We start from the raw sequence: 18,389 nt of genomic DNA, 5'->3' as shown, positions 1-18,389 counted from the left end.
GAGAAGCTGGGCCCCGAGGGCCCAGCTCCTTCTACTGCTGGCCGCCGGCCTTCCGGCGAGGGGTGATGCGGCTGAGGTCGAGATCAACGGCGAACGGGACCGACACCTTCATGCGGTCGTGGAAGATCCCCGTGCTTGTGTACGCCCCGGTGCTCGGCTCCAGCTCGAAGACATAGACGACAGCATGGCCACCGTTGTTCTCGACCCGCCAGAAGTGGGGGATCTTGGCGCGCGCGTACTTCACCGGTTTGGTCTCACGGTCCCGCGACCTGGACTCGGCGGAGACGACTTCGATCGCCAGCCGCACTGCCCCGGCGGGGAACCGGGTCTGCTCCGGGTCCTCGATGACGTCCCCGTCCACGACGATCACGTCGGGCTCGGGCCGGTTGTAGCGGTCGATGTCGATGGTGAACTCGCGCACCACCTCCAGCTCCGGCGGGGCGATGGCCTGCAGTTGCCACTCGAAGAAGCTGACCGCCCGCGAATGAAAGAGGGTCTGTGGACTCACGAAAACGAGGCTCCCGTCGATCAGCTCCGTGTGCGGAGGCAGATTCGGAAGCCGGTCCAGGTCGTCGGCGGTCCAGCCGCCCGGGGGCGGGACCGGCCACGTGGGCTCCGGGTCCTCGGGTACGACGCTCATCAGTGCTCCCATGGGACGGAGTCTGGCGGGTCTGTCCAGCGTACGGCGGGTGTTCGCAAGCGGCTCCCCCGTTCGTGTGTACGGGGGAGGTTCGCTCACCCCGTCACTCCGATGCCGGAACGATCCGCCCCGTTACCTCGCCCAGGCCTACCCTCGTGCCGTGCGGGCCCGGCGCCCACGCCGTCATCGTCACCTCGTCGCCGTCCTCCAGGAACGTGCGCTTGCCCGTGGCAAGTTCGATCGGGTCGCGGCCGTTCCAGGTGAGTTCGAGGAGGGAGCCCCGCTGGTTCACCTCGGGGCCGCTGACCGTGCCGGAGCCGAAGAGGTCGCCCGTACGGAGCGACGCACCGTTCGCCGTCATCTGGGCGAGCTGCTGCGCCGCCGTCCAGTACATGGTCGAGAAGGGCGGAGACGAAACCACCTCGCCGTTGATCTTCACCTCGATGCGGACGTCGTAGCCGCCGGGCTCCTCCTCGTGGGAGTCGTCCAGGTAGGGGAGGAGGGGGAAGTCGCGGGCCGGGGGCGCCACATGGGCCGCGTCCAGCGCTTCGAGGGGGGTCACCCACGCCGATACGGAGGTGGCGAAGGACTTGCCCAGGAAGGGGCCGAGGGGCACGTACTCCCAGGCCTGGATGTCCCGCGCGGACCAGTCGTTGAGGAGGAACAGACCGAAGACGTGCTCCCGGAAGTCCGCCAGCGGGACCGGCGTGCCGTGAGTGGAAGGCGTGCCGACGATGAAGCCGACCTCCGCTTCGATGTCGAGCTTGACCGAAGGGCCGAAGACCGGGGCAGGGTCCGCCGGGGCCTTGCGCTGGCCGCTGGGGCGCACCACGTCCGTACCGGACACCACAACCGTGCCGGCCCGGCCGTGGTAACCGATCGGCAGGTGCTTCCAGTTGGGGGTCAGCGCGTCGCCGTCGGGGCGGAAGATCTTGCCGACGTTCGTGGCGTGGTGCTCGCTCGCGTAGAAGTCGACGTAGTCAGCGACGTCGTACGGGAGGTGCAGCGTGACCGCCGTGACCGGGTGCAGCAGGGGTTCGATGTCGGCGCGGTGCGCCGGGCTCGTCACCCACGCGGTGAGCGCCCGGCGTACGTCGCGCCAAGCGGTACGCCCCGCCGCCAGCAGCGGGTTGAGTGTCGGCTGGGCGAGCAGCGCCGCGTACGGAGAGCCCAGGGTGAGCGCTGCCGCCCCCGCGTCCAGCACATGGCCGCCGATACGGACACCGACACGGCGGCGCTCGGGCTCGTCCGCGGTGGAGAAGACACCGTAGGGGAGGTTGTGCGGGCCGAAGAGGTCGCCTTCGGCCAGGTCGAGCGGGCTCTGCTCGGGCATCGGTGCTGCCTCGCTTTCCAGGTCGTGGAGGACAACACGTTACGTGGGTGTCGCCCGGGAGGGCAGTGCCAAAAGAGTTCGCAATGTCCGAAAAAGCCTTGCTGGAGGGGGAATTCCGGCTTGGCGTCCCTTTGGGGAGACGGGCGCGGCCGGACCCTGACCGAAGGGTGCGAGCGGCTTCCCAGGTCCGTCCAGGCCGGACGGCGTCAGCAGCCCGCGGGGCTGTCCGACGGCGGCGTGATCGCCCTCGGGGCGGGCATCGGACACGGCGCGGAGTAAAGGTAGTATTTATTACCGCGTGGGTTGATAAGGGGCATACCGGGCCCATCGGGCTGTGCTCAGGGCCACGGGAAGGCGCTCACCGTGATCGAAAGGCGACCGGATACGCTGACTTGAGTGAAGGCAGCGACACATCGACAATCCGTGTGATCGTCAGCAGACAGGAGTGACCCTCGTGACCGTCGTCGGGCCGTTCGGACTGAGCGTGCGGGACCAGGCTCTTGAGACCGATGTCCAGACCGGCTTGGCAGCCGTCGAGGAAGGACTCCTCGACGCCACCAAGAGCGAGGTGCCCTTCATCACGGAGGCCGCCCGGCATCTGGTCCGGGCCGGGGGCAAGCGGTTCCGGCCGCTGCTGGTCATGCTGGCCGCGCAGTTCGGTGACCCCCACGCGCCGGGCATCGTGCCCTCTGCCGTGGTCGTCGAGCTGACGCATCTGGCGACGCTGTACCACGACGACGTGATGGACGAGGCGGACGTACGCCGCGGGGTCGCCAGCGCCAATGCCCGCTGGGGCAACTCGGTCGCGGTCCTCACCGGCGACTTCCTCTTCGCGCGCGCTTCGCACATTCTGGCGGACCTCGGGCCGGAAGCCGTACGGATCCAGGCGGAGGCGTTCGAGCGTCTCGTCACCGGCCAGATCCTGGAGACGGCCGGTCCGCGCGAGGGCCAGGAGCCCGTGGGGCACTACCTGGACGTCATCGCCGGCAAGACCGGCTCGCTGATCGCCGTATCGGGCCGCTTCGGCGCGCTGATGTCGGGCGCCGACGAGCGCGTCGTCGACATCCTCACGCAGTACGGCGAGCGCCTCGGTACCGCCTTCCAGCTCGCCGACGACGTACTCGACATCGCGAGCGACAGCCACGAGTCGGGCAAGACGCCGGGCACGGACCTGCGCGAGGGCATCCCCACGCTGCCGGTGCTGCTGCTGCGCGCACAGGCCGCCGAGCACGGGCGCCCGGACGACGTCGAGCTGTGCGAGCTGCTGGACGGCGACCTCGCGGACGACGCCAGGCTCGCCGAGGTGCTGCGGCGGCTGCGCGCGCACCCGGCCCTTGAGCAGGCGCGGCGCGACACCATCCGGTACGCCGAGGAGGCGAGGGCTTCGCTGGCGCCGCTTCCCGAGTGCTACGCGAAGTCGGCTCTGGAGGAGCTGTGCGACGCGGTGGTGCACCGCGCGGGGTAGTAGCGAGAGATGTGACTCAGGTCACATTGTCGCGTTGAGTTCGGAATCGTATTCGCTCCGTATTCATGCCCGGAAGTCGACGCAGGGGCGGCGGCACTGGAGCGGGGAGATGTTCGGGCATGGGGTCGATTGCGAAGATTCGCAGGCGTAAGAGCGACGTCGTCATCGGCATCACCGCAGTCGCGGCAGCGGCGGGCGTCACCCTCGCCGTCGTTCCGGCCATCGCCGCCGACAGGGGCGGCAGCGGTACGGGCAGCGGCACGGGGGCGTCGTTCTTCGTGGCCAGCCTGACCGGCGCCAACGAGGTACCGGTCGAGGGCGGGCCCGCCCTCGGCGACCGGGACGGCGTCGCGCTGGAGTTCGTCAAGGTCAAGGGCAGCACGGTGTCGTTCGCCGTGGAGTGGCGCGGCACCGGCGAGCCGACCGCGCTCCACATCCACCAGGGCCGCAAGGGCGCCAACGGCGGCATCAAGGCCGACTTCACAGAGCAGCTCGGCCACGGGACGGGCCACGGCAAGGACAAGGGCAACGGAAAGGGCGAGGCGCGGAACGCGACCGGTTCGGTCGAGGTCGCGGACGCGGCGCTGCTCAAGGCGTTCAAGGCCAATCCGACGAGCTTCTACGCCAACCTGCACACCGCCGAGTTCCCGGCCGGCGCGGTGCGCGGCCAGTTCCACAAGGTCACCAACGGCTTCGACTTCGACCGCGCGCTGAACAACTTCCAGTCACCGGTCGTCAGGGGCAAGCAGATCTACGCGTGCGTGAAGGGGACGGACGGCAAGCGCTCGTTCCAGCAGCGTGACGTACGGGCCGTACTCGCCGGCGACATCGCTCACTCCTTCGTACGGCCGAACTCCGGTACGCCGCAATGGATCGCCCAGGACCACAGCGCGGTCACGGGCTCGCTCATCAGCAAGAGCCCGAACGGTGCGGGCAACATCCCGGAACTCGCCCTCCAGGCCGAGCAGTCCGGCGAGAAGCACGGGCTCCTGGCCCAGACCACCGAGATTCTGCGGCTGAACACGGTGGGCGGCGTCGCGCCGGCCGGCAGTTGCGCGGCGGGCTCGTCGGCGGCCGTTCCGTATCAGGCGTACTACGTCTTCATCCAGCGATAGCGGCAACCGCGGCAACTGGATGCAAGGGGCAATCGGCGTCTCCGCTCTCTGATGGTGGAGGCGCCGACGCCGGTTGTCATCCCGTAGCAGTAGATGGAGTTGATCCCCGGGGCTGACGCTTCCTGCCCGCCGTTTTGGTCAGATTGAAACCACCACTCCCCACCAATTCGGGTGAGAATGGCGGCGCGGGGTGGACGAGTGCAACTGGACGACGGCCGCCAACCACGGAGGTAGGGCACACATGGCACCGAACGACAGCGCACAGACCACCGAGGGCAGGGACTTCGCCGCGGGGCGCCGGAAGGCGGCGCGCTACATCGTCCCGGTCGCGGTGGCGGGGGTGGCGGCGGCGACCATCGGGCTCGTCCCGGCGCTCGCCGATTCCGGCGACCCCGACCTGCCGAAGATCTCTGCTCAGCAGCTGATCGAGAAGATCGCGGCCTCGGACACCCAGCAGCTCTCCGGCACCGTGAAGATCAACACCGACCTGGGCATTCCCTCGCTCGGCGGCATGGCGGGCAGCCTGATGCCCAAGGGTGAGACCGGCGGCGACGGCTCGTCGGCCGACCCGCAGGCCAAGCTGATGGAACTCGCCTCCGGTACGCACACACTGCGCGTCGCGGCCGACGGCCCGGACAAGCAGCGGGTCTCGATCCTGGGCAACGCCGCGGAGTACAGCCTGATTCACAACGCCGGCGAGGTCTGGGCGTACGACAGTGCCTCGAACGAGGCCTTCCACGCCGAGGCACCCGCCGACGCCAAGGACTCGGGCAAGCGCGAGAAGCTGCCCGAGGGCGTTCCGACGACCCCCAAGGAGCTGGCCGAGGAGGCGCTGAAGGCCGCGGACGACACCACATCGGTCACGGTCGACGGTACGGCGCAGGTCGCGGGCCGGGACGCGTACCAGCTGCTGATCAAGCCCAAGCAGTCCGGTTCGACGATCGGGTCCATCCGGGTCGCGGTCGACGCCGAGAACGGCGTACCGCTCAAGTTCACCCTCACGCCGAGCAGCGGCGGCAAGGCCGCGATCGACGCGGGCTTCACGAAGGTCGACTTCGCGAAGCCGTCCGCGGACACCTTCAGGTTCAGCCCGCCCAAGGGCGCGAAGGTGACCGAGGCCGACGAACTGAAGGCCCACGAGAAGGACTTCAAGAAGGGCTTCGACAAGGACTTCAAGGGCCACGACGACCTGAAGGACTTCGAGGGACTCAACGTCATCGGCAACGGCTGGACCACGGTCGCCGAAATCTCGTCCCCCGGCGGCGAAGCCGGCTTCAAGGCGCCCGAGAAGGGCGACGTGCCGCCGGAGGCCGCGGAGTTCATGGACGCGCTGGGTGACAAGGTGTCCGGCGAGTTCGGCTCGGGCACGGTCTTCAAGACCCGTCTCGTCAACGCCCTGATGACGGACGACGGCAAGGTGTACGTCGGCGCGGTCACCGAGGAAGCGCTGGTCCAGGCCGCCAACGCGGCCAAGTAAGGCACAGCGGCGATGGAGGAGTTGTCCGCCGTGGACAGTGAGGCCGTGATCGCCACACGTGGGCTCACGAAGCGCTTCCGCGGCGGGCAGCTCGCCGTCGACGGCCTCGAACTCAGGGTGCCCGCCGGCAGCGTCTTCGGCTTCCTCGGACCCAACGGCTCCGGGAAGACGACCACCATCCGGATGCTGCTGGGCCTGATCGAACCGACATCCGGTACGGCGACGCTGCTCGGCCGGCCCATGCCGGGCGCCGCCCGCAGCGTCCTCCCGCAGGTGGGCGCGCTCATCGAGGGACCGGCGCTGTACGGATTCCTGTCGGGCCGCGACAACCTGATCCGTTACGACTCGGCCGACCCGGCGGCCGACCCGCGCACCCGCCGGGCGCGGGTCGAGGCGGCGCTCGACCGGGTGGGCCTGACGGCCGCCGGGAGCAAGAAGGCCAAGGCGTACTCGCTCGGCATGAAACAGCGGCTCGGGCTCGCGTCAGCGCTGCTCCAGCCGCGCAAACTGCTCGTGCTCGACGAGCCGACGAACGGCCTCGACCCGCAGGGCATGCGCGAAATCCGCTCGCTGGTACGGGAGCTGGCGGCGGACGGTACGACGGTCTTCCTCTCCTCGCACCTGCTCGACGAGATCGAACAGGTGTGTACGCACGCGGCGGTGATGGCCCGGGGGCGGCTCGTCGTCCAGGGCCCGGTCGCCGAGCTGGCGGCCGACGCGCGCGGGCGGCTCGCCGTCACCACACCGGACCCGGCGGACGCGGCGCGGGTGCTCAAGGAGCTGGGCGTCACCGACCTGACGGTCACGGAGGCTCGGGTGACCGGGGAGCTCCCGCAGGGAGACGTGGACCTCGCGGACCTCAACGCCGCACTCGTGCGGGCCGATGTACGGGTGAGGTCCTTCGGCGTCGAACGGGCCTCGCTGGAGGACGCGTTCGTGGCGCTGACGGGAGAGGGTTTCGATGTCGCGGGCTGAGCCGGCGGTCCGGCCGCCGAAGGAGGGCCCGCGGGCTCGCAGGCCGCTGTGGACCCTCGGCCTCTTCCGGTCCGAACTGACCACCACCTTCCGGCGCTGGCGCACGCTCGCGCTGCTGGCGGTGCTGGCCGCCGTACCCGTGCTCATCGGCATCGCCGTGAAGATCGAGACGAGCGGTGGTTCGCCGTCCGGTGGCGGAGGCCGAGAAGGGGGCGGCGCGGGCCCGGCGTTCCTCACCCAGATCACGAACAACGGTCTCTTCCTCGTCTTCGCGGCGCTTGCCGCCACCTTGCCGGTCTTCCTGCCGATGGCCGTCGGCGTCGTCGCGGGCGACGCGGTGGCGGGCGAGGCGAACGCCGGCACGCTGCGCTATCTGCTGGTCGCCCCGGCCGGACGTACCCGGCTGCTGCTCGCCAAGTACGCGTCCACCCTGGTCTTCTGCCTGGTCGCGACCCTGGTCGTCGCCGTATCGGCGCTGGTCACCGGGGCCTTGCTCTTCCCACTGGGCGAGGTCACGACGATCTCCGGCACGCGGATCGGCTTCGGGGACGGCCTGCTGCGGGCCGTGCTGATCGCGGCCGTCGTAGCGGCCTCGCTGGCCGGGCTGGCGGCGATCGGCCTGTTCGTCTCGACGCTCACCAACAGCGGCATCGCGGCGATGGCGGCGACGGTCGGGCTGCTGATCACGGTGCAGATCCTGGACACGATCCCGCAGCTGGACGCGATCCACCCGTACCTCTTCCCGCACTACTGGCTGTCCTTCGCGGACCTGCTGCGCGAGCCGGTGTACTGGGACGAGGTGCTGGACAATCTCGGACTCCAGACGCTGTACGCGGCGGTGTTCGGCTCCGCCGCCTGGGCGCGTTTCACGACGAAGGACATCACAGCGTGACAGCGTGAATGTGCCCGGCCCCCGCCGGGGGCCGGGCCGTAACGGCGTGGGTCAGAAGGTGAGCTTCCAGCCGTCGATGTAACCGGTGTCCTGCGCGGCGATGTCCTGGACTCTGAGCTTCCAGGTGCCGTTGGCCGCTTCACTCGACGCGTCCACCGTGTAGGTGGCGATCACGTTGTCGGCCGAGTCGCTGCTGCTGGAGCTCTTCAGCCGGTACGCCGTCCCGTCGGGCGCGACCAGGTCCACGACCAGGTCACCGCGCCAGGTGTGCTTGATGTCCACGCCCACCTTGAGCGCGGCCGGGGCGTTGCCCGTACGGCCGGAGACGGTGACGGAGGAGGTGACGGCCGCGCCGTTGTCCGGGACGGCGACGTCGGTGGTGTTCTCGTGTACGTCGCCGGGCGGGACGGCCGGCCCGCTGCCCAGCGTCCACACGGCGTGGGCGATCGCGTCGCTGTTGCGGTCCAGGGCGGTGTCGTTGATGTTCGCCGTGGTGTCGCAGGACGAGTGGTAGCAGCGGTCGAAGGCCGTTCCGGCGGTGCCGCCCCACTTCTGGGCCTGGGCGCTCGACTTCGTACGGCTGGCGCCGGTGAAGAGGCCGCCGACCGGTATGCCCACGTTCTTGAAGTTCGCGTGGTCCGAGCGGCCGTCGCCCTCGGTCTCGATCTCGGTGGGGACGCCGAGGCCGGCGTAGTAGTCCTTGAAGGTCTTCTCGATGGCCGGGTCGTCGTCGTAGACGAAATAGCCGGGGTTCGGCGAGCCGATCATGTCGAAGTTGAGGTAGCCGGAGAACTTCGAACGCTCGGTGGCGGGAAGGCTGTTGACGTACGCCTTCGAGCCGACGAGCCCGAGTTCCTCCGCGCCCCACCAGCCGAACCGCAGGTGCTTTGTGGGCTTGAGCTGGGCGCGGGAGACGGCGAGTGCGGTCTCCAGGACGGCGGCTGATCCGGACCCGTTGTCGTTGATGCCGGGTCCCGAGCTGACCGAGTCGAGGTGCGCGCCGGACATCAGGATCTGGTTCGGGTCGCCGCCCGGCCAGTCGGCGATCAGGTTGTAGCCGGTCGCACCGCTGGAGGTGAACGTCGTGACGGAGGTGGTGAATCCGGCGGCGTCCAGCTTGGCCTTCAGGTAGTCGATTGAGGCCTTGTAGCCGGGGCGGCCGTGGGCGCGGTTGCCGCCGTTGGCGGTGGCTATCGACTGGAGCTGGGTCAGGTGCGCCTTGACGTTGGCGAGGGGTATGTCAGGGGCGGCGAGGGGAGCGAGGGCGGTGGCAGCGGCGGTCGGTGCGGCGGTCGGTGCGGCGGACGCGGCGGGCGCGGTGGCGGCGGCCAGGCCGGTGAGGGCCAGGGCGACGGCCGCGACGGCGGTGCGTCTGGGAGTCGGGCGGCAGGAGACGCTGGAGAGGTTCATGTGGGGGGCTCCGGATTCCGTACGGGGACAAACGGAACGTGCGGGACGCCCCGGCACGCGGGTGACGGCGCGGGGCGCTGGAGCTGCTGGTGCATGGGCTGCGCGTGGCTGTGCGTGGGCTGTGCGTGCTGCATGTTCAGCGACAATTTGACTCTTCGTCAAGAGCGGAAACCGGTCAGCGGTGTTCGGATGCCGGACGGCGTACGAGGTAGGCGAGACCGCCGCGCGTGGCTGTGCCCCGGTCGGCATCGAGCGAGATCGAGCCCGCGCGGGTGGTGAAGGCAAAGGTCTTCGCGCGCGGCTTGTCGGCGCAGGCCACCTGCTGCCGGGTCCCGGACCTGCCCGAGGTGACGGTGAGGGTCACCGATCCCTTGCCCGCGCAGGCGGCCTCGATGAGCAGGGGAGTGCCGGCGGCGATCTCGCTGCGGGCGGCGCTGTCGATACCGTCGGTCGTCGACAGTACGAACGTCCCCGCGTCGTCGAGCGTGTCCTGGTCGCTCAGGGCGCCGGCGGCGACATCACCGAGCTGCTGCTCGCTGGGTAAGCGGGGCGGGGCGTCGCCCGCCGCCTGCTGTGGCTCGGGAGCCGACGGCGTAACGCAGGCCGCCGAACCGGTGAGAAAGGCGAACGCGGTGAGTGCGGCGGCAGCCGGGCGTATGGCGTACTTCATCAGATCCCCCGTCGGTCGAGTCGGTGAATCGACCATGCCGCCCGGCCGGGGAGAACAACCCCGACTTGAGCCAAGCCAGAGCTTCAGGGCTTCAGTGGACGCAGAATTCGTTGCCCTCGGGGTCGGTCATGACCACCCACTCCCCTCCGGACTCCTTCACGCGACGGGCGACGGCGGCGCCCAGCGTCTCCAGACGGGCGACTTCGGCCTCCCGTGTTCCCGGCTCGCTGTGCACGTCGATGTGCAGCCGGTTCTTGACTGTCTTCCTTTCCGGTACGCGCTGGAAGAGGATCCGGCGGCCGAGGCCCGCCCCGCTGTCCTCGTCGTACGGGTCGTCCGGATGCCGGACGGCGACCAGATCACGCCATGCGCGGCGGCCGTGGGACTCCACCGCAGCAGCCTGCGGTACGGCGCCGAAGCCGATGAGGCGCTCGATGAGCGCGCTGTTGTTCTCCACCTCGTAGCCGAGGGCAGCGGCCCAGAAATCGGCCTGCGGGTGCGGGTCGTTGGCGTCGACGACAAGCTTCCAGTGCAGTGTCATGCTAACCATTTATATTGGTTACGTGATGGAGCCAGCGACAGAAACGCCGGGACTGACCCTGCGTACGCCGGAAGGCCGCCCCTACCTCTTCGATCCGGGAGCCCTCTGCCTTGAGCTGCTCCCGACCGGCGGCCCCGGCCTGCTCGCCCGGTACGAGGTCTTGCACGAGCCGGCCGATCTCGTGCGCTGGGCGGCGCGGAGCCGGCTGCCGGGCGGGCTCGGCCTGGCGGTGAGCGCGAGGGAGCTGGCGGACGCGCGCGCCCTGCGGGACGCGCTGCACCGGCTGGCCGCCGACCGGGCCCACGGCCGGGCCCTGGCGGCGGGCGACCTCGATGTGGTCAACGCGCGGGCGGCGCGGGAGCCGCTGGTCGCCCGTATCGACGTGGGCGCGGGCGTGGGCGCCGTACGCGCGTGGGCGCCGGGCGCCACGGGGGACAAGCTGCTGTCGACGGTGGCCCGCGACGCGATCGACCTGTTCACCGGACCGTACGCCCACCGCATCCGCGCATGCGGCTCGCACGACTGCTCGCTGCTGTTCGTCGACACCTCGCGCCCCGGCCGCCGCCGCTGGTGCGCGATGGAACGCTGCGGGAACCGCAACAAGGCGCGCGCCCACCGGGCCCGCCGGAGCGCGAGCGGGAGGGAGAGTCAGCGGGCGGAAGGTGCGCCGACTGCCGCCGGAGCCGCAGGAGTTGCCTCGTCGTCGGCCGCCGTGCGGGCGTCGTAGTCGGCGCGGGCCGCCGCGATCTCGTTCTGGTGCTTCTCGGTCCACGTGACGAGTGAGCGGATCGTCGTGTGCAACGTGGCGCCGAGCGGCGTGAGTTCGTACTCCACACGCGGCGGCACCACCGGATGCACCGTGCGCTTGACGAGCCCGTCTCGCTCCAGTTGACGCAACGTCACCGTCAGCATGCGCTGGCTGATCCCGTCGATCTTGCGCCGCAGTTCGGTGAAGCGCAGTACGTGGCTGTCGAGCAGCGCGATGACGAGCAGCGACCACTTGTCGGCGACGCGGTCGAGGATCTGGCGCACCTCGCAGTCCTCGCGGGTGTCCCACTGGAAAGGGTCGGTGTCGCCGTAAGCCCCCTGGGAGTCGGTGACTTCGCAGTTACTCGGTGACTTCAAAGTGCCTTCTTCCATAGGTCGTGATGCTGCCGCAGGATGCCAATGGTTACAAGAGAGAACCGACCGGCATTCCGATAACTGACGTCATCTGACGTCACCTGACGTGATGTGAGGGGCCACCACTCATGACCCGACGCGCCTGGGCACTCCTGCTCGTACTCTGCGGCACCATCTTCCTCGAAGGCATCGACGTCGCCATGCTGTCGGTGGCCGTGCCGTCCATCAGGTCCGACCTGGAGCTGCCGACCGGCACCGCCGCCTGGGTGATGAGCGCGTACGTCCTCGGGTACGCCGGATTCACCCTGCTCGGCGGCCGCGCGGCCGACCTGCTCGGCAGACGGCGGATGTTCCTGACCTGGCTGGCGATCTTCCTCGGCTTCTCCACGCTGGGCGGATTCGCGACCGAGGGCTGGATGCTGATCGTCGCCCGCTTCGCGACCGGGGTGGCGGCGGCGTTCATGACTCCGGCGGCCATGTCGATCATCACCACCTCGTACGAGGAGGGCCCGCAGCGCAACAAGGCGCTGCTCGTCTTCGCCGGCACCGCTGCGGGCGGCTTCTCGCTCGGCCTGGTCATCGGCGGACTTTTGACCCAGCTCGGGTGGCGGTGGGTGTTCTTCGCGCCGGTGCTGCTGGGCGGGCTCATCCTGATCGCGGCGCTGCGGCTGCTCCCGGCGGAGGCGCGGCCGGTGAGGCGCCGGGGCGGGGGTTCCTTCGACCTCGCCGGTGCGGTGACGGCCGCCGGGGCGATGCTGTTGCTGGCGTACGGGATCGTACGGCTGGAGCACGGCTTCGACGGCTGGCGGACCACGGCCGCCGTGGTGGCCGCTGGGCTGCTGCTCGCGGCGGGATTCGTGGCGATCGAGCGCCGCTCGCCCGCCCCGCTGGTACGGCTCGGAATCCTGCGCAAGGCGTCGATGGTCCGTGCCGATCTGGGTGCGCTGCTCTTCGTCGGCTCCTTCTTCGGCTTCCAGTTCATGGTCACGCTCTACCTCCAGGAACTGCGCGGCTGGTCGTCGCTGGAGACGGCGCTGGCCCTGGTGATCATGGGCGCGGACGCGGTGCTGGCACCGACGCTCACCCCTCGCCTGGTCAACCGGTTCGGCAACGCGCGGGTGATCTTCGGCGGCTTCGTGCTGGCGATCGTGTCGTACGTGCTGTTCCTGCCGGTGGGTCTCGACTGGTCGTACGCCGCGATGCTGCCGACGCTGTTCCTGACGGGTACGGCGTTCGCGCTGGCGTACGGGCCGCTCACGATCGCCGCGACGGACGGCATCGAGGAGAAGGAGCAGGGCGTGGCGGGCGGACTGCTCGCGACCGCGACGCAGTTCGGCTCCGCGGTCGGGATCTCGGCGGTGACGGCGGTGTACGGCCTGGTGGCGGCGAACGGCGACGGCTCGCCGGAATCCACCCTCAGCGCGTTCCGGGCGGCGCTGGCGGTACCGGCGGTGATGGTGGTCGCGGGCGCGGCACTCACGGCGTTCGGCCTGCGGGGGCGCGGCACGGGCGGCGTACGGGCGGCCACCCCTGACCCGGTTGCGGCGAACGCCGGCACGGTGCCGGTGGCGTAGGCGGGGGTGGCGGGCCCTGCGGGATGGGCCCTGCGGGGCCTTTTCCCCACCCCGCCCCTTCCCGACCTGGGGCGCCGCCCCAGGCCCCGCTCCTCAAACGCCGGAGGGGCTGGATGCTGGCCGGGGGCAACCCGCCCCCACAGCACCACCCGCCCCCGCCGCCGCGAGCCGCCGCGCCGCCTCCGTCCGGCCCCGCCGGGCGTTCCGCAGCGCGTCCCACGTCAGCAGTGCCAGCGCCGCCCAGACCAGCGAGAAGCCGGCCCACCGCTCCGGCGGCATCGCCTCGTGGAAGTACAGGACGCCGAGCCCGAACTGGAAGACCGGCGCCAGGTACTGCAACAACCCGAGCGTCGACAACGGCACCCGTATCGCCGCCGCCCCGAAGCACACCAGCGGCGCGGCGGTCACCACACCGGTGGCGGCGAGCAGCGCCGCGTGGCCGGCACCCTGCGCGCCGAAGGCCAAGGTCCCGTGCGACCCGATCCACAGCAGGTAGCCCAGCGCCGGCAGGAACTGGATGGCGGTCTCGGCGGCCAGCGACTCCACGCCACCCAGGTTGACCTTCTTCTTGACCAGTCCGTACGTCGCGAACGTGAACGCCAGGACCAGGGAGATCCACGGCGGCCGCCCGTACCCGACAGCCAAAACGAGCACCGCCGCGAAGCCGACGCCGACCGCCGCCCACTGCGCGGGCCGCAGCCGTTCCTTCAGCAGCAGGACACCCATGGCGATGGTGACCAGCGGGTTGATGAAGTAACCGAGCGACGCTTCGACGACCTGGCCGCTGTTGACGGCCCAGATGTAGAGCCCCCAGTTGACGGTGATGACCGTCGCGGCGACGGCGATGAGCCCGAGCTTGCGCGGCTGCCGGACCAGCTCCCCGACCCACGCCCACCGGCGTACCGCCACCAGCACCACGCCGACGACGGCGAGCGACCACACCATGCGGTGGGCCAGGATCTCCATCGCGCCAGCGGGCTTGAGGAGGGGCCAGAAGAGGGGGACGAGGCCCCACATCCCGTAGGCGCCGATGCCGTACAGCAACCCTGATCGCTGTTCTTTGACCGACTTCACAGGCCCTCCCGACGCGCGCACACCAATCCGCTGAAGGTAACGCCGATCCCGCTCGCTTGTCATGTCCGTCTTGCAGGACGGTCATGACAGCAATGACGGTCATGGCATTCACGACGGCCCGGTGGTGCGGACGTGAGAGGGGCGCCCGGTCCGATGACCGGGCGCCCCTCTCACGTACCGGAAAGGCTCAGCCGACGACGGTCCAGGTGTCGTTGCCCGCGAGCAGCGCACCCAGGTCGCCCTTGCCGTTCCGTTCGATGGCGGTGTCGAGCTGCTCGGCCATCAGCGTGTCGTAGACCGGCCGGTCGACGCTGCGCAGTACCCCGATCGGGGTGTGGTGCAGCGTGTCCGGATCAGCGAGGCGCGAGAGCGCGAAAGCCGTCGTGGGCGAGGCGGCGTGCGCGTCGTGGACCAGGATCTGCGACGCGTTCTCGGGCGTCACCGCGACGACCTTGAGGTCGCCGGTGGCGGCGTCCCGTACGACACCCTTCGCCCCCTCGGCGCCGAAGCGGATCGGCTGCCCGTGCTCCAGCCGGATCACGGCCTCCTCGGCCTGCTGCTTGTCCTTGAGGACATCGAAGGCGCCGTCGTTGAAGATGTTGCAGTTCTGGTAGATCTCCACCAGCGCGGTACCGGGGTGGTCGGCGGCCTGCCGCAGTACTTCGGTGAGGTGCTTGCGGTCCGAGTCGACCGTACGGGCGACGAAGCTCGCCTCGGCGCCGATGGCGAGCGACACGGGGTTGAAGGGCGCGTCGAGCGAGCCCATCGGCGTCGACTTGGTGATCTTTCCGACTTCGGAGGTCGGGCTGTACTGGCCCTTGGTCAGCCCGTAGATCCGGTTGTTGAACAGCAGGATCTTCAGGTTGACGTTGCGCCGCAGCGCGTGGATCAGGTGGTTTCCGCCGATGGACAGCGCGTCGCCGTCACCGGTCACCACCCACACACTCAGGTCACGCCGCGAGGAGGCGAGGCCGGTCGCGATCGCCGGCGCGCGGCCGTGGATCGAGTGCATCCCGTAGGTGTTCATGTAGTACGGGAAGCGGGACGAGCAGCCGATACCGGAGACGAAGACGATGTTCTCCTTCGCCAGCCCGAGCTCGGGCATGAAGCCCTGCACGGCGGCGAGGACCGCGTAGTCACCGCAACCGGGGCACCAGCGCACTTCCTGATCGGACTTGAAGTCCTTCATCGACTGCTTGGCCTCGGCCTTGGGTACCAGCGAGAGCGCCTCAGTCATGGGTGGCCTCCTTGAGAGCCGTGGCGAGCTGCTCGGCCTTGAACGGCATTCCGTTGACCTGGTTGTACGAGTGGGCGTCGACCAGATACTTGGCCCTGAGCAGGGTGGCCAGCTGTCCGAGGTTCATCTCGGGCACGACCACCTTCTCGTAACGCCCCAGAATCTCGCCCAGATTCCGGGGGAACGGGTTGAGGTGGCGCAGGTGGGCCTGCGCGATGGGTGTCCCGGCCGCGCGGAGCCGGCGTACGGCGGCCGCGATCGGGCCGTACGTCGAGCCCCACCCCAGCACCAGCGTCCTGGCGCGGTCCGGGTCGTCGACCTCAACGTCCGGGACCTCGATGCCGTCGACCTTGGCCTGACGGGTGCGGACCATGAAGTCGTGGTTGGCCGGGTCGTACGAGATGTTGCCCGTGCCGTCCTGCTTCTCGATGCCGCCGATGCGGTGTTCCAGACCCGGCGTGCCGGGCACCGCCCACGGACGCGCCAGCGTCTGCGGGTCGCGCTTGTACGGCCAGAAGACCTCGGTGCCGTCGGCGAGCTCGTGGTTCGGGCCGGTCGCGAACTGCACGCGCAGGTCCGGGAGCTCGTCGATTTCGGGGATCCGCCACGGCTCGCTGCCGTTGGCCAGGTAACCGTCGGAGAGCAGGAACACCGGCGTCCGGTACGTCAGCGCGATGCGCGCCGCGTCCATGGCCGCGTCGAAGCAGTCGGCGGGGGTCCTCGGCGCCACGATCGGCACCGGGGCCTCGCCGTTGCGCCCGTACATCGCCTGGAGCAGGTCGGCCTGCTCCGTCTTGGTCGGCAGGCCCGTCGAGGGCCCGCCGCGCTGGATGGCGACCACCAGGAGCGGCAGCTCCAGCGACACCGCCAGCCCGATGGTCTCCGACTTCAGCGCCACACCGGGGCCCGAGGTGGTGGTGACGGCAAGCTGCCCGCCGAACGCCGCGCCGAGCGCCGCGCCGATGGCCGCGATCTCGTCCTCGGCCTGGAAGGTCCGCACGCCGAAGTTCTTGTGCTTGCTGAGCTCGTGCAGGATGTCGGAGGCCGGAGTGATCGGGTACGAGCCCAGGTAGAGCGGCAGGTCCGCCTGCTGGCTCGCGGCGATCAGCCCGTACGACAGAGCCAGGTTCCCGGAGATGTTGCGGTACGTACCCGGAGGGAACGCCCGGGTCGCCGGGGCGACCTCGTAGGAGACCGCGAAGTCCTCGGTGGTCTCGCCGAAGTTCCAGCCGGCCCGGAACGCCGCGACGTTCGCCTCCGCGATCCGGGGCTTCTTGGCGAACTTCGTCCGCAGGAACCTTTCGGTGCCCTCGGTCGGCCGGTGGTACATCCACGACAGCAGCCCGAGCGCGAACATGTTCTTGCTCCGCTCGGCCTCCTTCCGGGACAGGCCGAAGTCCTTGAGCGCCTCGATCGTCATCGTGGTCAGCGGCACCGGGTGGACGTTGTACGCGTCCAGTGAGCCGTCCTCCAGCGGAGAGGTGTCGTAGCCGACCTTGGCCATCGGGCGCTTGGTGAACTCGTCGGTGTTGACGATGATTTCCGCGCCGCGCGGCAGGTCCGTGATGTTCGCCTTCAGCGCGGCCGGGTTCATGGCCACCAGGACGTTCGGTGCGTCACCGGGCGTCAGGATGTCGTGGTCGGCGAAGTGGAGCTGGAAGCTGGATACGCCCGGCAGCGTGCCGGCGGGCGCCCGGATCTCGGCCGGGAAGTTCGGCAGCGTCGACAGATCGTTTCCGAAGGTCGCCGTCTCCGAGGTGAAGCGGTCGCCCGTGAGCTGCATGCCGTCACCGGAGTCGCCCGCGAAACGGATGATCACCCGATCGAGGCGGCGGATCTCTTTTTCGGAGGGCTTTTGGCCCGCCGTGCTGCGCTGTTCCCCGACGACGGTGTCATTCGCTCCGTCGGCACCATCGGCTCCGTCGGCCTTCTCGGCCGGGCTACTGACCTGGCTGGTCACTGAACTGGACCTCCCTCGAGGCGGCTGCTCGGGGCCCGCCGGCCGGCCGGTGGCCCCAGGGCCCACCCTACGTCGGTAAGGGTGCCCTTCCCTGGGGTTATCACATGCTGGGCCCCATTTTGAGACGCTCTACTGCCCTGTTTTGCCATATTTTGCCCGCCCCCCGGCGCTCTGCTCGAAGACGCTCCGTACTCGTCCTTTGGTTCTAGGACCCCCGGCCGGATCACCTGCCCGGTCCCTAGGTGTTCAGGTACGTCAACACCGCCAGCACCCGGCGGTGGTCACCGTCGCTGGGCGAGAGTCCGAGCTTAAGGAAGATGTTGCTGACGTGCTTCTCGACGGCTCCGTCACTCACCACCAATTGCCTGGCGACCGCCGAGTTCGTGCGGCCCTCGGCCATGAGGCCCAGGACCTCCCGCTCGCGGGGCGTCAGCCCCGCCAGCACGTCCTGCTTGCGGCTGCGGCCCAGCAACTGCGCCACGACCTCGGGGTCGAGCGCGGTCCCGCCCCCGGCCACCCGTACGACGGCGTCCACGAACTCACGCACTTCGGCCACCCGGTCCTTGAGCAGATAGCCCACGCCCCGGCTCGACCCGGCCAGCAGTTCCGTCGCGTACCGCTCCTCGACGTACTGCGAGAGCACCAGGACCCCGATGTCCGGGTAGTCCTTGCGCAGCCGCACCGCCGCCCGCACGCCCTCGTCGGTGTGCGTCGGCGGCATCCGTACGTCGGCCACCACCACATCCGGCAGCTCACCCTGCGACGCCAGCTCATCCACCGTCTTGATCAGCGCTTCCGCGTCCCCGACGCCCGCGACGACATCGTGTCCGAGATCGGTCAGCAGCCGGGTCAGGCCCTCCCGAAGCAGCACTGAATCCTCGGCGATGACGACCCGCACTCTGTC

At 69.8% G+C, this 18,389-nt stretch carries 17 protein-coding genes; 7 read left to right on the top strand and 10 right to left on the bottom strand.

The features are described from left to right. Positions 1 to 31 precede the first annotated feature (31 nt). Together G412_RS0112700 and fahA are read right to left on the bottom strand one after the other, a co-directional pair. Complete coding sequence (locus tag G412_RS0112700) at positions 32 to 640, bottom strand: Uma2 family endonuclease (RefSeq protein ID WP_028812430.1); 609 nt, start codon at positions 638 to 640, stop codon at positions 32 to 34. Positions 641 to 743: 103 nt separating this feature from the next. Continuing rightward, entirely contained in the window at positions 744 to 1,973 is a 1,230-nt protein-coding gene (fahA, locus tag G412_RS0112695) for a fumarylacetoacetase (protein ID WP_028812429.1), read from the bottom strand. Positions 1,974 to 2,427: 454 nt separating this feature from the next. Here fahA and G412_RS0112685 point away from each other — a divergent pair, with 454 nt between their 5' ends. From G412_RS0112685 to G412_RS0112665, 5 genes are all read left to right on the top strand, one after another. After that, the gene (locus tag G412_RS0112685) at positions 2,428 to 3,438 is read left to right on the top strand and encodes a polyprenyl synthetase family protein (protein WP_028812428.1); all 1,011 of its coding nucleotides are present in this window, start codon (positions 2,428 to 2,430) and stop codon (positions 3,436 to 3,438) included. Between the two features lie 119 nt (positions 3,439 to 3,557). After that, positions 3,558 to 4,553: a CHRD domain-containing protein gene (locus G412_RS0112680; RefSeq protein ID WP_028812427.1), complete on the top strand. Its 996-nt coding sequence runs from the start codon at positions 3,558 to 3,560 to the stop codon at positions 4,551 to 4,553. Between the two features lie 241 nt (positions 4,554 to 4,794). Beyond that, positions 4,795 to 6,030 carry a LolA family protein gene (locus G412_RS0112675; RefSeq protein ID WP_028812426.1) on the top strand — a complete coding sequence of 412 codons (1,236 nt, stop codon included), beginning with the start codon at positions 4,795 to 4,797 and terminating at the stop codon, positions 6,028 to 6,030. 12 nt (positions 6,031 to 6,042) lie between these two features. Then, positions 6,043 to 7,005, top strand: coding sequence for an ABC transporter ATP-binding protein (locus tag G412_RS0112670; protein ID WP_028812425.1), 963 nt, complete (start codon positions 6,043 to 6,045; stop codon positions 7,003 to 7,005). Continuing rightward, on the top strand, positions 6,992 to 7,897 hold the full coding sequence (locus G412_RS0112665) for an ABC transporter permease (protein WP_028812424.1): 906 nt from the start codon (positions 6,992 to 6,994) through the stop codon (positions 7,895 to 7,897). The genes G412_RS0112670 and G412_RS0112665 overlap by 14 nt, the downstream gene beginning before the upstream one ends. 51 nt (positions 7,898 to 7,948) lie before the next feature. Here G412_RS0112665 and G412_RS0112660 read toward each other — a convergent pair whose 3' ends face one another. From G412_RS0112660 to G412_RS0112650, 3 genes are all read right to left on the bottom strand, one after another. After that, positions 7,949 to 9,307, bottom strand: a complete 1,359-nt coding sequence (locus tag G412_RS0112660; protein ID WP_028812423.1) for a M28 family metallopeptidase — start codon at positions 9,305 to 9,307, stop codon at positions 7,949 to 7,951. Positions 9,308 to 9,482: 175 nt separating this feature from the next. Then, complete coding sequence (locus G412_RS37140) at positions 9,483 to 9,977, bottom strand: hypothetical protein (protein ID WP_051338303.1); 495 nt, start codon at positions 9,975 to 9,977, stop codon at positions 9,483 to 9,485. A 91-nt stretch (positions 9,978 to 10,068) separates the two neighbouring features. Beyond that, entirely contained in the window at positions 10,069 to 10,518 is a 450-nt protein-coding gene (locus G412_RS0112650; RefSeq protein ID WP_028812422.1) for a VOC family protein, read from the bottom strand. Positions 10,519 to 10,543: 25 nt separating this feature from the next. On the opposite strand from G412_RS0112650, the gene G412_RS34170 reads away from it, so the two are divergent. Next, positions 10,544 to 11,245, top strand: coding sequence for a CGNR zinc finger domain-containing protein (locus G412_RS34170; RefSeq protein ID WP_037648577.1), 702 nt, complete (start codon positions 10,544 to 10,546; stop codon positions 11,243 to 11,245). Here G412_RS34170 and G412_RS34165 read toward each other — a convergent pair. After that, positions 11,167 to 11,658, bottom strand: coding sequence for a winged helix-turn-helix transcriptional regulator (locus G412_RS34165; RefSeq protein WP_051338302.1), 492 nt, complete (start codon positions 11,656 to 11,658; stop codon positions 11,167 to 11,169). The two genes, G412_RS34170 and G412_RS34165, sit on opposite strands and share 79 nt — an antisense overlap. Before the next feature lie 110 nt (positions 11,659 to 11,768). Between G412_RS34165 and G412_RS0112635 the strand changes: the two genes are divergently transcribed. Beyond that, positions 11,769 to 13,214, top strand: a complete 1,446-nt coding sequence (locus tag G412_RS0112635) for an MFS transporter (protein WP_028812421.1) — start codon at positions 11,769 to 11,771, stop codon at positions 13,212 to 13,214. Positions 13,215 to 13,307: 93 nt separating this feature from the next. On the opposite strand, the gene rarD is transcribed toward G412_RS0112635, so the two are convergent. The 4 genes from rarD to G412_RS0112615 form a co-directional block, all read right to left on the bottom strand. After that, on the bottom strand, positions 13,308 to 14,288 hold the full coding sequence (gene rarD, locus G412_RS0112630) for an EamA family transporter RarD (protein ID WP_028812420.1): 981 nt from the start codon (positions 14,286 to 14,288) through the stop codon (positions 13,308 to 13,310). A gap of 187 nt (positions 14,289 to 14,475) precedes the next feature. Beyond that, positions 14,476 to 15,525 carry a 2-oxoacid:ferredoxin oxidoreductase subunit beta gene (locus tag G412_RS0112625; protein WP_028812419.1) on the bottom strand — a complete coding sequence of 350 codons (1,050 nt, stop codon included), beginning with the start codon at positions 15,523 to 15,525 and terminating at the stop codon, positions 14,476 to 14,478. Beyond that, positions 15,518 to 17,485: a 2-oxoacid:acceptor oxidoreductase subunit alpha gene (locus G412_RS0112620; RefSeq protein ID WP_028812418.1), complete on the bottom strand. Its 1,968-nt coding sequence runs from the start codon at positions 17,483 to 17,485 to the stop codon at positions 15,518 to 15,520. The genes G412_RS0112625 and G412_RS0112620 overlap by 8 nt, the downstream gene beginning before the upstream one ends. Before the next feature lie 238 nt (positions 17,486 to 17,723). Next, the gene (locus G412_RS0112615) at positions 17,724 to 18,383 is read right to left on the bottom strand and encodes a response regulator transcription factor (RefSeq protein WP_028812417.1); all 660 of its coding nucleotides are present in this window, start codon (positions 18,381 to 18,383) and stop codon (positions 17,724 to 17,726) included. Positions 18,384 to 18,389 lie beyond the last annotated feature (6 nt).

The sequence above is a fragment of the Streptomyces flavidovirens DSM 40150 genome, from assembly GCF_000429085.1.
In the GTDB taxonomy this organism is placed as follows: Bacteria; Actinomycetota; Actinomycetes; order Streptomycetales; family Streptomycetaceae; genus Streptomyces; species Streptomyces flavidovirens.
The sequence above is the reverse complement of the archived record's forward strand: the minus strand, read 5'-3'. Positions and strand labels throughout refer to the sequence as shown.

What these genes read in the sequence shown, in the direction of transcription:
- G412_RS0112700 (WP_028812430.1), bottom strand. Translation starts at nt 640, where the DNA reads ATGAGCGTCGTACCCGAGGACCCGGAGCCCACGTGGCCGGTCCCGCCC.
- fahA (WP_028812429.1), bottom strand. Translation starts at nt 1,973, where the DNA reads ATGCCCGAGCAGAGCCCGCTCGACCTGGCCGAAGGCGACCTCTTCGGC.
- G412_RS0112680 (WP_028812427.1), top strand. Translation starts at nt 3,558, where the DNA reads ATGGGGTCGATTGCGAAGATTCGCAGGCGTAAGAGCGACGTCGTCATC.
- G412_RS0112675 (WP_028812426.1), top strand. Translation starts at nt 4,795, where the DNA reads ATGGCACCGAACGACAGCGCACAGACCACCGAGGGCAGGGACTTCGCC.
- G412_RS0112670 (WP_028812425.1), top strand. Translation starts at nt 6,043, where the DNA reads ATGGAGGAGTTGTCCGCCGTGGACAGTGAGGCCGTGATCGCCACACGT.
- G412_RS0112665 (WP_028812424.1), top strand. Translation starts at nt 6,992, where the DNA reads ATGTCGCGGGCTGAGCCGGCGGTCCGGCCGCCGAAGGAGGGCCCGCGG.
- G412_RS0112660 (WP_028812423.1), bottom strand. Translation starts at nt 9,307, where the DNA reads ATGAACCTCTCCAGCGTCTCCTGCCGCCCGACTCCCAGACGCACCGCC.
- G412_RS37140 (WP_051338303.1), bottom strand. Translation starts at nt 9,977, where the DNA reads ATGAAGTACGCCATACGCCCGGCTGCCGCCGCACTCACCGCGTTCGCC.
- G412_RS0112650 (WP_028812422.1), bottom strand. Translation starts at nt 10,518, where the DNA reads ATGACACTGCACTGGAAGCTTGTCGTCGACGCCAACGACCCGCACCCG.
- G412_RS34170 (WP_037648577.1), top strand. Translation starts at nt 10,544, where the DNA reads ATGGAGCCAGCGACAGAAACGCCGGGACTGACCCTGCGTACGCCGGAA.
- G412_RS34165 (WP_051338302.1), bottom strand. Translation starts at nt 11,658, where the DNA reads ATGGAAGAAGGCACTTTGAAGTCACCGAGTAACTGCGAAGTCACCGAC.
- G412_RS0112635 (WP_028812421.1), top strand. Translation starts at nt 11,769, where the DNA reads ATGACCCGACGCGCCTGGGCACTCCTGCTCGTACTCTGCGGCACCATC.
- G412_RS0112625 (WP_028812419.1), bottom strand. Translation starts at nt 15,525, where the DNA reads ATGACTGAGGCGCTCTCGCTGGTACCCAAGGCCGAGGCCAAGCAGTCG.